This window comes from Kribbella swartbergensis, from assembly GCF_054784135.1.
Map to the genome: position 1 here is coordinate 23828 of NZ_BAAGPM010000018.1, position 11959 is coordinate 35786.

An 11959-nucleotide genomic window follows, 5' to 3' on the forward strand; every position below is an offset into this window, starting at 1 on the left:
GACGCGCTTCCCCTGCGCCGGTTACAACGTGACATCGATGTCAACCGCCACCGCCCAGGAGGAGCAAGGTCGATGCGCAGGAAATTTGGTATATCAACCAGGATCGCGGCCGGTGTGCTGGCGGTCGCCGTACTCGGGACTCTGCACGTGCCGGCGGCCGAGGCCGTGAGCACCCCGGCAGCCCGCGCCAAGGCGTCGTACGAGGCGCTGAACAAGTACTTCGACGCCGGGAACGACCTGCTGCTCGAGGAGTACCCGAACACGCACCCGAACCCGTACGCGTACGTCTGGCCGTACTCGCAGGCGGCGATCGCGGCCGAGAACCTGGCCGGCATCCCCGGCGCCGGCCTGGAGGCCTCGCAGGAGGCCGACCGGCGGATCGCGGCGTACGAGCCGTACTGGAACACGGAGACGACGCCGAAGGGGTACGACTCGTACGTGCGGCCGCCGCTGGGCCACGGCGGTGACAAGTTCTACGACGACAACGAGTGGATCGGCCTGCACCTCGTCCAGCACTACAAGCGGACCGGCGACACCGCGGCGCTGACCCGGGCCCGCGAGATCTTCGACCTCGTCGTGCACGGCTGGGACACCGACCCGACGCACCCGTGCCCCGGCGGGGTCTACTGGACCCAGGCGCCGTGGAGCCAGGACCGCAACACGGTCTCGAACGGCCCGGGTGCGGAACTCGGTGCGCACCTGTACCTGCTCACCAAGAACCGGTCGTACCTGACCTGGGCGTTGCGGATGTACGAGTGGACGCAGAACTGCATGCTCGCGCCGAACGGGCTGTACTGGGACCACATCGACCTGGCCGGCACCATCGAGAAGACCCAGTGGAGCTACAACCAGGGTGTGATGCTCGGCGCCGGCGTACTGTTGTACAAGGCAACGGGTGACCGCCAGTACCTGGAGGACGCCAAGTCGGTGGCGAACGCGTCATTGGCCTTCTACGGTGCCGAGGACCGGTTGTGGAAGCAGCCGACCCGGTTCAACGCGATCTGGTTCAAGAACCTGCTGATCCTCGACTCGGTCGCTCCGGACCACCGCTACAAGCAGACCATGCAGGCGTACGCCGACCGCGCCTGGAACGAGGCCCGCGACCCGGCCACCGGCCTCTACCACTTCGTCGACGGCCCGGTCCAACTCCTCGAACAGGCCGGCATCACCCAGATCCACGCCCTCCTGGCCTGGCCCCGCTCCAAGTACAACCTCCTCGCCTGACCCCACACCACAGGCCCGGTCGCTCCCGCAGGGGGCGACCGGGCATGTGTTTCTTCTCAGGCGGCCGCAGTCGCCGTCTTGATGTTGACCGGGGTGATCGGCGCACCATCCGTCGGCCCGTTCTGCGGGGTGACCCCCGCCTCGGCGACCTTGTCGATCAACTTCAGGCTCGGCTCGTCGATGGTGCCGAACGCGGTGTAATCCGGGCTCAGCCCCGACCCGTCGCCGTACACGATGAAGAACTGACTGCCGTTCGTGTTCGGCCCCGAGTTCGCCATCGCCAGCGTGCCGCGGCCGTACTTCAGCGTCGGGAACACCTCGTCCGCGAAGCTGTACCCCGGCCCGCCGCTCCCGCTCCCGGTCGGGTCGCCGCACTGCAGCACCTGCAGCCCCTCGCCGACGGTCAACCGGTGGCACTTCGTGTTGTCGTAGTACTTCTGCCCGACCAGGCTGAGGAAGTTCTTCACCGCACAGGGCGCGAGCGAGCTGTCCAGGGTGAGCTGCAGGTCGCCGATCGAGGTGTTCAGGCTGACGTTCGACGTACCCGATGCCTTGGTCTTGCCGTCGGCCGGCGGGTTCACCTTCTTGCTGGCCGCCTCGGTGCCCTTCTTGTACGTGCAGGTGACCTCGGCCGGCAACGGGGTCGCCCGCTTCGGCGCCGCCGCGACGGCGGTCGGAATGCTCTTCGGCTTGTTGTCCGGCCCCGCCGACGCCGGCAACTCGGACGGCGAGGCGGCGGGGGAGTCGTCACCGCCGGTACCGACCACGATGAAGACCCCGACGATCACCACGATCACCGCGACGACCGAGGTGATCGTGATCGCCAGATTCCGCCGCTGCCGCCGCCGCTCGGCCTCCCGTTCGGCCTGCCGCCTGGCCTTCCGCGCCGCCAGCTGCTGCTGATGGGTCTTCTTGGACATGCAGAACCCTCCTCACCGAGATGTCTGGAGGGAACCTACAACCCCAACCTGAGAACTGTCTGTTAATCGGCTCGTCCTCAGCCGTCGGACGACTCGGTATGCATGGGTTTCGTCGAGGCGCGGGGTACGAGGGTGGGTTTGAAGGCGATCGACTCGCACGTCTCGCCGGTGAGGCGGCGCTCGAGGAGGGTGAACGCGGCCCGGCCGATGTCGAGCAGCGGTGAACGGATGCTCGTCAGCGAAACCAGGAGGTTCCCGGCCAGCGGCGTGTCGTTGTAGCCGACGACGCCGATGTCGTCCGGCACGCGCAGTCCGTGGTCCCGGAGGGCGCCGATGGCACCGATCGCGGCGAAGTCGTTGGTGGCGAAGATGGCGTCCGGCGCCTGGCCGCGCGCGAGCAGTTCGGCGACGCCGGCCCGTCCGGCATCGGCATCGAACCCTGTCCGTACGACGCGATCGTCGGAGAGCACCAGCCCGTGCGCCCGGAGTCCCTCGCGGAAACCGTCGACCCGGCAGTTCGCCGTGGAGGCGAACTCGGGGCCGGCGATGACCGCCGGATCCCGGTAGCCGAGGCTCGCCAGGTGCTCGGCCGCGAGCAGGCCGCCGTGGGTCTCGTCGGCGAAGGCGCCCACGTGGTCACCGGACGAACGGAACGCGAGGACGAACGGGACGTCCCGTGCGGCCAGCGTCCGGAGCAGCGGGTCGTCGGTCCGGGCGTCGCACAGGATGAGCCCGTCGACGCGCCGGCCCAGCAATTGCTCGGCGCGAGCCTCGCGTTGGGTGGGGTCGTCGAGCGAGTTCGTCACGAACGCCGCGTATCCGCGCTCGGCGGCCGCTTGGTCGATGCCCTCGAAGATGGTCGCGAGCACGAAGTCCTGCAACTGCGGCACGATGACGCCGACGAGTTGCGAGCGCGCGGTACGCAGGCTCGCGCCGTGTGGATTGCGGCGGTAGCCGAGCTCCGCCGCGGTGCGCAGGATGCGCTCGACCGTCTCCGCGCCGGCCCAGCGTTCGCGGTCGCCGGCGCTGCTGTTCAGCACGCGGGAAACCGTCGAGACGTCCACACCGGCGGCTGAGGCGACGGTGCGCAGCGTCGGCGTCTGCTGCCTCGGCATCGGATCGGTGCTCCTTCTCGGCCGGCGTCGGGCGATCAGGCATTGACACTACCCAATCGTTTGCGTACTGTCCTCGACACCGGTTACCCAATCGTTTGGGTAACGCTCCCGAGCGAGAGGATTGGGGATGGCAGAGCTGGCGGCGAGGAGCGGTGTCGCGATCCATCTCGCAACCGGGGACGAACTCGTCGTGACCAACACCCACGGCCAGCAGGTCGTCGACACCTGGGCCTTGGCGGTGGACGACGTGTCCCGGTTCGCGTCCGCACCACATACGTGGATGAACACCGGCCGGCTCACCATCCGGGCCGGCGACGAACTCGTCGACACGACTCGCACCCCGATCCTGGCGTTCGTCGAGGACACCAGCGGCGGTCATCACGACCTGCTGATCCCGAGCTGCGACATCGTCCGGTACCGGCAGCTCGGTGTGGAGGGCTACCACGACAACTGCCGCGACAACTACTTCGCGGCCCTGGCGGCCGCGGGCATCCGCCCGCTGCCCGTCGTACCCCAGCCGCTGAATCTCTTCATGCGGGTCCCGGTCCGGGCGGACGGGTCGATCGGCATCGAGCCACCGTTGGCCGGCCCGGGAGATCGGGTCCGGCTTCGGGCACTGCAGGACGTCGTCGTCGTGTTGTCCGCATGCCCGCAGGACATCGCACCCACGAATGGACTGGGCGCCACCCCGATGCCAGTGGCGTACGACGTGGTTCGGGCGCCGTGATGGGATTCGTCCGCGTCGACGAGCTGGAGCGCATGGACCGCTTCGCGATGCTGTCCTGGACTCTCGCGCCTCGCCCGATCGCGTGGGTGACCTCGCTCGGTGCCGACGGCACGCGAAACCTCGCCCCGTTCAGCTTCTTCACCGTCGCGTCCACCGATCCGCTCGTCCTGATGATCGCCGTCGAGCCACGTGACGACGGCGGTTGCAAGGACACGCTCGCCAACGTGGTCGCAACCGGAGAGTTCGTCGTCCACATCGCTCCGGACGACTTCGTCGCCGAGGTCGCGCGCAGCGCGGAGGACAGCGACCCGTCGTTCGACGAGATCGACGACCTCGCACTGACGACCCTCGACGCGGCGGTGGTCCGCCCACCCCTCATCGACGAGTGCATCGCCGCATTCGAATGCACGCTGCTCGAAACGCGACAGCCAGGGCTCGAGACCCTGGTGTTCGGGACCGTGGTGGCCGCGCATGTCGCGGACCGGCTGCTCGATCCGGACGGTCGCATCAGGTCCGCGGCGCTACGACCTCTCGGCCGTATCGGCTCGGTCTTCACCACAGTCCGGCAGATCGACTCCCGGGGTGCCCGGCGACACGCCGCCCACTCCAGATCCTGACCGGCGAACCCTCTCCCTCGACCACGAGGAGCTTTCATGAGCGACGTCCCGCAGTCCTTCATCGATCGTGCGCCGTTGACGAAGTTCCACCTCAAACTGACGATGTTCTCCGCGGGCGGGCCGCTGCTCGACGGCTATGCCGTGACGATCATCGGCCTCGCACTCATCACCCTCGCTCCCGCGCTCGACCTGGATGCCACCGAGATCGGCCTCGCGGCCGCGGCCGCGCTCGCCGGGATCCTGGTCGGGGGCCTGGTGTTCGGCCGGCTGACCGATCGCATCGGCCGCAAGGTGATGTACATCGCGAACCTGGTCGCGCTGAGCGTGGTCTCGGTGCTCAGCGCCCTGGTGACCGACGCCTGGCAACTCGTCGTACTGCGCTTCGTGCTGGGGGTCATGATCGGTGCCGACTACCCGATCGCGAGCTCACTGCTGGCCGAGTTCGTGCCGAGCCGTTATCGCGGGCGTCTGCTCGGCGCGCTGTTCGCGGCCTTCGGCGTCGGCGCCGCCCTGGCCGCCGGCGCCGGCTGGCTGCTGTCATTCGCCGGCGACGGTGCGTGGCGCTGGATGCTCGCCTCGCCGGCGGTCATCGGCGTCGTCACGCTGGTGCTGCGTCTGAGTGCGCCCGAATCGCCGCGCTGGCTGCTCAGCCGCGGCCGTCGTGCCGAGGCCGAGAAGATCGCCCACGAGATCTGGGGACCACACGTTCGGCTCGACGAACTGGTCGAACCGGCCGTTGCGCCCGCGGCGGCCCTGCTCAACCGCACCTCGATCCGGCGCATCGCCTACGTCAGCATCTTCTTCATCGCACACGTCGTCCCGCTGTTCGCGATCTACAGCTTCGGGCCGACCCTGCTGCATCGCCTCGGCATCGGCACGGAATCGCCGTACCTTCCGGAAGTCATCATCGCTTTGCTGTTCGTCGTCGGCAGCGTGCCGGGCCTGTGGCTGGTCGACCGCATCGGACGTATTCCGCTGCTGACGTTCACCTTCGTGATCATGGCCGCGGCGTTCGCCGTCGTCGCGATCTTCCCCGAAGCGCCGCCGGCGGTCCTGTTCGCGGCGCTGGCCGTCTATGCCCTCGCCTCCGGGGCGTCGAACTTCATCGAGATCATCGTGCCCAACGAACTGTTCCCCACCGCCGTCCGGGCGACGGCGACCGGGATCGTCGTGGCGATCAGCCGGATCGGCGCGGTCGCCAGCACCTTTCTGCTGCCCACGATCCTCACCGACTGGGGGACCGGCGGAGTGATGTGGCTGCTCGCGGGCGTGAACCTCGCCGGCCTGATCGGCACGGTACTGCTCGGCGAAGAGTCGAGGGACCGCGCCCTCGTGGCTGCCGCCGTCGTGGCCGTTCCGGAAAGGCGGCCCGCGTGACGGTCGTTGCCGGGGTGGTGGCAGGCGATCGGACGGCGAAGGCGCTCGCCTCCGCGCGCGCCGCACGGGACATCTTTCTCCAGCTGACGCCTGCGCGGGCCGACCAGGACACCGCACGGGCCACGACGTACGGCGGCCCGCTCGCCGGTGTACCGCTCGCCGTGAAGGACGTCTTCGACATCGCCGGGACTCGGACCTCCGGGGCCTCGCAGTTCCTCGACCGCCGTCCGCACGCACGCCACGATGCCGAAGCGGTACGCCGCCTCACCGAAGCCGGTGCCGTGTGCATCGGGAAGACGACGCTCAGCGAGCTCGCCTACTCGGGGCTCGGTGTCAACGATCGCTTCGGCACGCCGACCCTGCACCGCGACGGACTCGATCACCTCGTCGGGGGCTCGTCGTCCGGTTCCGCGGCTGCCGTCCGAGCGGGCATCGTGCCCATCGCGCTCGCGAGCGACACGTCCGGATCCGCACGCATCCCGGCCGCCTGGGCGGGCATCTTCGGGTTCCGGCCGAGCCTTCGGCGCTACCCGGACGCGGGGATGTTGCCCCTGGCACCCACACTCGACACGGTCGGGATCATGGCCTCCGACCCCGCGGCGCTGCTCACGATGGACACAGTGCTCGCTCGCGATCCTCGGCCGCCGGAGGAGAGCGGCCCGACGACGTTCGTGCTGCCGCACGACGAGTACCTCGAGACCTGCGACGTCGGCGTACTCGAGCGATTTCATGCGGCCGTCGACGCTCTGCGCGCGTACGGGCTCCGGTTCGAACGCCGCCGGATCGAGTCGCTCGACGTCACCCGGACGATCCATGCTCAGCACCTGCCGATCGTCGAGGAAGAAGCCCTGGCGGCCTACGGACCACACCTCGATCGGCATCCCGGGCAGTTCGGGGCGCCGGTCCGCCGGCGGCTCGAGCGTGCCCGGCTGCGTGCCCGAGAGCGCTCGGCCGAGCCGCTCAGGGCGGCGATGCCCGCCTTGCGCGCGGAGTTCCGCCGCGAACTCGGCGGGGCGATTCTCGTCAGCCCGCCGGTCGAGATCGACGCACCTACGCTGCAGCAGGTTCGATCATCGCCGGAGACGGAGGACGCGTTGAACGCCAGAGCCCTCAGACTCACCATGGCCCTGAGCTACCTCGACAGTCCGAGCGCCGTCATGCCCATCACACTCGACCATCCCTCGGCTCCCACGTCCGCGTCCCTACAACTGTCCGCGACCTCCGGGCAGGACCGCCGCATCCTCTCAGCAGTAGCCCAACTCGAGTCCCTCACTCCAACCCCAGCACCGGCTGAGGCCTGACGCTGCCACCAAAGATCCCAGAGCATCTCCGGCGCCACGGAAACCTCGCCATCTGGCCAGCCGCGCGCCACCCCGGCTCAGCTCCAGAAGGTCGCCAGAACCCTCCAAGACCTCCGCTGGCAAGGCCTCCCCGCCCACCGCAACTCCGGACCCAATCAAGCCCTCGCGCCGGCCGACGTCGCATTCGGGGGCAACGATTCGATCAATTTGTATATACAGAGCTGCGGCAGTATATATAGCTGCGGATATCGTCGATGGGGTGAAGACGGTGATCGATGTGGACGACGAGGCGTTGGCGTTGGCGGCGCGGGAGCTGGGGACGGTGACGAAGAAGGACACGGTGAATGCCGCCCTGGCGTTCGTGGCCAGGCGGCGCGAGCGGATCGAGGCGTTGCTGGACGACCCGTACGCGTTCGGCGTCGGTCCGGATATCGACGACCCGGAGGTCATGCGCGGGGCGCGTCGTTGAGCGCAGTCGCGACCGTCGGGCAGCTGTACCTCGTCGACACCTCGGTGCAGGCACGCAGCAAGCACCCGGCTGTGCGCTCGGTCATTGCCGGGCTGGTCGTGGACCGGGCCGCGGCCACGTGTGTCACCGTCGACCTGGAAGCCGGGTACTCGGGACGGAATCATCAGGATGTCAAGACGATCGCCGAGCGGAGGCGGTCGTTGTACGTGACCTTGCCGATCACGGAGTCGGTGGCCGAGCGGGCTCGCGAGGTGCAACTCCGGATGGCGGCTCGTGGAAAGCATCGGGCTGCGGGTGTGATCGACGTACTGACTGCCGCGGTTGCCGAGCAGCATGGAGCGGTGATTCTTCACTACGACGCCGACTTCGAACACATTGCCGCCGTCACGGGGCAGCCACATCTCTGGGTGGCCCCCCGCGGTTCGCTCGACTGAGGGTCGACCGAAGTACGCGCTGCCCCGGGCGCCGCGGCGCGTGTCACCAGCCGGGCACACCGCCGATGGCGGCATCCGCCGGGGGCGGCAACAGAACGACGGCCGCCGGGGGCGGCAACAGAACGACGGCCGCCGCCGCCGGAAACGACCGCCGCCGGAGGCGGCAACAGAATGACCGCCGCCGGAGGCGGCAACAGAATGACCGCCGCCGGAGGCGGCAACAGAACGACCGCCGCCGGGGCCGCCGACGGAACGACCGCCAGAGGCGGGGCGTTTTAGTCTTTGATTTCGCAGAGGGGGGCGCCGGCGGTGACTGTGGCGCCTACTTGGGCGGTGAGGGCGGTGATGGTGCCGGACTTGTGGGCGTTGAGGGGTTGTTCCATCTTCATTGCCTCGAGGACGACGACCAGGTCGCCTTCGGCGACGGTCTGGCCTTCTTCGACGGCGATCTTGACGATGGTGCCCTGCATCGGTGACGTCAGCGTGTCACCGGAAGTCGCCGAGGACTTGCCGGAGCCGCCCGCCCGCCGGGCCGGCTTCTTCTTCGCTCCGGCGCCCGCACCGGCGGCCACCGCGGTCGCGCCGAGACCGGCCGGAAGGACGACCTCTAGACGCTTGCCGCCGACCTCGACGGTGACCTTCTCGCGTTCCGCGGCCTCGGGTGTCTCGGCGACCGGCCCGTCGTACGGCGGGATCCGGTTGTCGTACTCGGTCTCGATCCACCGGGTGTGCACCTTGAACCCGTCGTCGCCGACGAACGCCGGGTCCGACACCACGGAGGCGTGGAACGGGATGACCGTCGGCATCCCCTCGACCACGAACTCGCGGAGCGCCCGCCGCGACCGCTCCAGCGCCTGGGTCCGGTCGCGTCCGGTGACGATCAGTTTCGCCACCAGCGAGTCAAAGGCACCCGGGACCGTCTCGCCCTGGTCGTAGCCGCCGTCGAGCCGGACGCCCGGACCGGACGGGGCGTGCCAGCGGGTCAGCGTTCCCGGGGCGGGGAGGAAACCACGGCCGGCGTCCTCGGCGTTGATCCGGAACTCGATCGAGTGACCGGACACGACCGGGTCGTCGTACCCGAGTTCCTCGCCCTGCGCGATCCGGAACATCTCCCGGACCAGGTCCAGCCCGGTCACCTCCTCGGAGACCGGGTGCTCGACCTGCAGCCGGGTGTTCACCTCGAGGAACGAGATCATCCCGTCCTGCCCGACCAGGAACTCACAGGTGCCGGCACCGACGTACCTGGCCTCGCGCAGGATCGCCTTCGACGCCGAGTACAGCGTCTCCAGCTGCTCCCCGGACAGGAACGGAGCGGGCGCCTCCTCGACCAGTTTCTGGTACCGGCGCTGCAGTGAGCAGTCCCGGGTGGACACGACCACGACGTTGCCGTGGGCATCGGCCAGGCACTGCGTCTCGACGTGCCGCGGCTTGTCCAGGTAGCGCTCGACGAAGCACTCGCCGCGGCCGAAGGCGCTGACCGCCTCCCGTACGGCGGAGTCGTACAGTTCCGGGATCTCCTCCATCGTGCGGGCGACCTTCATGCCGCGTCCGCCACCGCCGTACGCCGCCTTGATCGCGATCGGCAGCCCGTGCTGCTCCGCGAAGGCGACCACCTCGGACGCGTCGGCGACCGGGTCCGGCGTGCCGGGGACCTGCGGGGCGCCGACCTTCTCGGCGATGTGCCGGGCCTTGACCTTGTCGCCGAGGGAGTCGATGGCCGACGGCGGCGGACCGATCCAGATCAGCCCGGCGTCGAGCACCGCCTGGGCGAACGCCGCGTTCTCGGCCAGGAAGCCGTACCCCGGGTGTACGGCGTCCGCACCGGAGCGAGCCGCGACGTCGAGGATCTTCTCGATGTTGAGGTAGGAGTCGGCCGGAGTCGAGCCGTCCAGCGAGTACGCCTCGTCGGCGAGCCGGACGAACAGGGCGTCGCGGTCCTGCTCGGCGTACACGGCGACGCTGCCCAACTCGGCGTCGGCGGCGGCACGGATGACCCGGACGGCGATCTCGCCGCGGTTGGCGACCAGAACCTTGGTGATCTGCTTGCTGTCGGACACAGCTGACTCCCTTCGGCCAGCCCGAGTCTAGGGTCAAGGACCCCTTCGGGGAGACAGGGCGTTTCTCACACCTGGCCCTTGCCGTGGATCCGCGCGCACTGCTCGGCCTCGTACGCCTTGGCCGCGGTCCACGCCTTGCCGAGCAGTTTCTCCAGCGTGTCGCGCTCCGACGGGGTGAGTACCTGCAGGGGCGGGGAGTCGGTACCGCGGATGTCGTTCATCCGCTCGAGCATGGCCCGGCCCTCCGTCGTCACCACCAGCGTCTTGACCCGCCGGTCGTGCGGGTCGACCTGCCGCTCGATCAGGCCGGCCTTTTCCAGCCTGTCGACGAACGGCGTCACGTTCGAAGGGTCGCAGCCGAGCATCGAGGCGAGCGCCCGGGTCGGCACCGGGTGATCGGGATCGAGTTGCAGCAGGGAGCGGGCCAGGGTGTCGGTCAGGCCGAGGTCGGCGGCGAAGCGCTGGTTGTAGTGCCGCGCCATCCACTGCGAGACGTCCATCACCTGCTGGGCGAGCCCGGCCAGTTGATCCCGTTCCGAAGCCACGTCCCGAGTTTAGCCAAGGATCTCGATAGTTGACTTCCTCCAGCATCTGGGCCCTTGGCGGGCTGGGCATAGCACTCCGGCCGGGTCGCGTCTTGGCTGCTGACCGGGAGCGGCGCGACGCCGTGGTGAGGGAATAGGCTCTCCGCGGACGTGCAGGCGAGTCGTGAGGAGTGACGATGACGGGCATTCTCGAGCCGCTGGCCGGTACGGCGCCGGCTGTCTGGGAGAAGCTGGACGACCGGTTCGACGGTATCCGGGGAGACCGGCTGCTCGAGCGGCTGTGGACCGGTGGGCGGTGGGTCGAAGGTCCCGTCTACTCGCCGGCCGGGCGGTACCTGCTCTGGAGCGACATCCCGAACGACCGCATCCTGCGCTGGGACGAGACCTCGTACCAGGTGTCGATTTTCCGCCACCCGGCCGGGAACACCAACGGGCACACGCTCGACACCGAGGGCCGGCTGGTCAGCTGTGAGCACGGCAACCGCCGGGTGACCCGGACCGAGCACCACGGCGCGATCACCGTGCTCGCCGACGGGTACGACGGGAAGCGGCTGAACAGCCCGAACGACGTGGTGGTCAAGCGGGACGGTTCGGTGTGGTTCACGGACCCGGCGTACGGCATCGACACCGACTACGAGGGGTACAAGGGCGAGGTCGAGACCGGCGGGTGTCACGTGTACCGGGTGTCGCCCCACGGGGTGCTGACCCGGGTCGCCGACGACTTCAACCGGCCGAACGGGCTGGCCTTCTCGCCGGACGAGTCGTTGCTCTACATCACCGACTCGGAAGAGGCCACGATGCGGGTCTTCACCGTCAACGGCGACAAGCTGTCCGGCGGTGAGGTGTTCGCCGAGTGCGGCAACGGGATCTTCGACGGCATCCGGCTCGACACCGAGGGCCGGATCTGGGCCTCGGCGGCGGACGGCGTTCACGTCTACCACCCGGACGGCACGCTGCTCGGCAAACTCCTGGTCCCCGAGACCGTCTCCAACCTGACTTGGGGCGGCGCCAAGCGGAACCGCCTGTTCATCACCGCCACCACGTCGGTCTACTCCCTCTTCACCACGGTCAACGGCGCCCCCGGCCCGTACGGCCCACACCGCTGACACCCCGGTACGACGCCCACGGCGTTGGTCCCGGAAAACGCTTGGTCCCCGGACCCGGGATTGCGGC

At 69.1% G+C, this 11959-nt stretch carries 12 protein-coding genes; 8 read left to right on the top strand and 4 right to left on the bottom strand.

The genetic code is table 11. The features are described 5' to 3' along the window. The first annotated feature begins 72 nt into the window (after positions 1-72). A complete protein-coding gene (locus ACYVOK_RS15460; protein WP_460663100.1) occupies positions 73-1224 on the top strand; it encodes a glycoside hydrolase family 76 protein in 1152 nt (383 codons plus the stop codon). Between the two features lie 56 nt (positions 1225-1280). On the opposite strand, the gene ACYVOK_RS15465 is transcribed toward ACYVOK_RS15460, so the two are convergent. Both ACYVOK_RS15465 and ACYVOK_RS15470 read right to left on the bottom strand, forming a co-directional pair. After that, positions 1281-2144 (bottom strand): peptidylprolyl isomerase, encoded by an 864-nt coding sequence (locus ACYVOK_RS15465; protein WP_460663101.1) that lies wholly within the window; start codon positions 2142-2144, stop codon positions 1281-1283. A gap of 77 nt (positions 2145-2221) precedes the next feature. Next, the gene (locus tag ACYVOK_RS15470; RefSeq protein ID WP_460663102.1) at positions 2222-3259 is read right to left on the bottom strand and encodes a LacI family DNA-binding transcriptional regulator; all 1038 of its coding nucleotides are present in this window, start codon (positions 3257-3259) and stop codon (positions 2222-2224) included. Positions 3260-3386: 127 nt separating this feature from the next. Between ACYVOK_RS15470 and ACYVOK_RS15475 the strand changes: the two genes are divergently transcribed. From ACYVOK_RS15475 to ACYVOK_RS15500, 6 genes are all read left to right on the top strand, one after another. Next, entirely contained in the window at positions 3387-3986 is a 600-nt protein-coding gene (locus ACYVOK_RS15475) for a DUF1989 domain-containing protein (protein ID WP_460663103.1), read from the top strand. Then, positions 3986-4603 carry a flavin reductase family protein gene (locus ACYVOK_RS15480; RefSeq protein ID WP_460663104.1) on the top strand — a complete coding sequence of 206 codons (618 nt, stop codon included), beginning with the start codon at positions 3986-3988 and terminating at the stop codon, positions 4601-4603. Before ACYVOK_RS15475 ends, ACYVOK_RS15480 begins: the two co-directional genes overlap by 1 nt. 36 nt (positions 4604-4639) lie before the next feature. Further along, complete coding sequence (locus ACYVOK_RS15485; protein ID WP_460663105.1) at positions 4640-5980, top strand: MFS transporter; 1341 nt, start codon at positions 4640-4642, stop codon at positions 5978-5980. Next, entirely contained in the window at positions 5977-7281 is a 1305-nt protein-coding gene (locus ACYVOK_RS15490; RefSeq protein WP_460663106.1) for an amidase family protein, read from the top strand. The genes ACYVOK_RS15485 and ACYVOK_RS15490 overlap by 4 nt, the downstream gene beginning before the upstream one ends. Before the next feature lie 259 nt (positions 7282-7540). Continuing rightward, positions 7541-7750 carry a type II toxin-antitoxin system VapB family antitoxin gene (locus ACYVOK_RS15495; RefSeq protein WP_460663107.1) on the top strand — a complete coding sequence of 70 codons (210 nt, stop codon included), beginning with the start codon at positions 7541-7543 and terminating at the stop codon, positions 7748-7750. Continuing rightward, complete coding sequence (locus tag ACYVOK_RS15500) at positions 7747-8184, top strand: PIN domain-containing protein (protein ID WP_460663108.1); 438 nt, start codon at positions 7747-7749, stop codon at positions 8182-8184. The genes ACYVOK_RS15495 and ACYVOK_RS15500 overlap by 4 nt, the downstream gene beginning before the upstream one ends. A gap of 275 nt (positions 8185-8459) precedes the next feature. Here ACYVOK_RS15500 and ACYVOK_RS15505 read toward each other — a convergent pair whose 3' ends face one another. Together ACYVOK_RS15505 and ACYVOK_RS15510 are read right to left on the bottom strand one after the other, a co-directional pair. Then, positions 8460-10241 carry an acetyl/propionyl/methylcrotonyl-CoA carboxylase subunit alpha gene (locus ACYVOK_RS15505; protein ID WP_460663109.1) on the bottom strand — a complete coding sequence of 594 codons (1782 nt, stop codon included), beginning with the start codon at positions 10239-10241 and terminating at the stop codon, positions 8460-8462. A gap of 65 nt (positions 10242-10306) precedes the next feature. Then, entirely contained in the window at positions 10307-10786 is a 480-nt protein-coding gene (locus tag ACYVOK_RS15510) for a MarR family winged helix-turn-helix transcriptional regulator (RefSeq protein ID WP_460663110.1), read from the bottom strand. Between the two features lie 176 nt (positions 10787-10962). On the opposite strand from ACYVOK_RS15510, the gene ACYVOK_RS15515 reads away from it, so the two are divergent. Next, positions 10963-11892 carry an SMP-30/gluconolactonase/LRE family protein gene (locus tag ACYVOK_RS15515; RefSeq protein ID WP_460663111.1) on the top strand — a complete coding sequence of 310 codons (930 nt, stop codon included), beginning with the start codon at positions 10963-10965 and terminating at the stop codon, positions 11890-11892. Positions 11893-11959 lie beyond the last annotated feature (67 nt).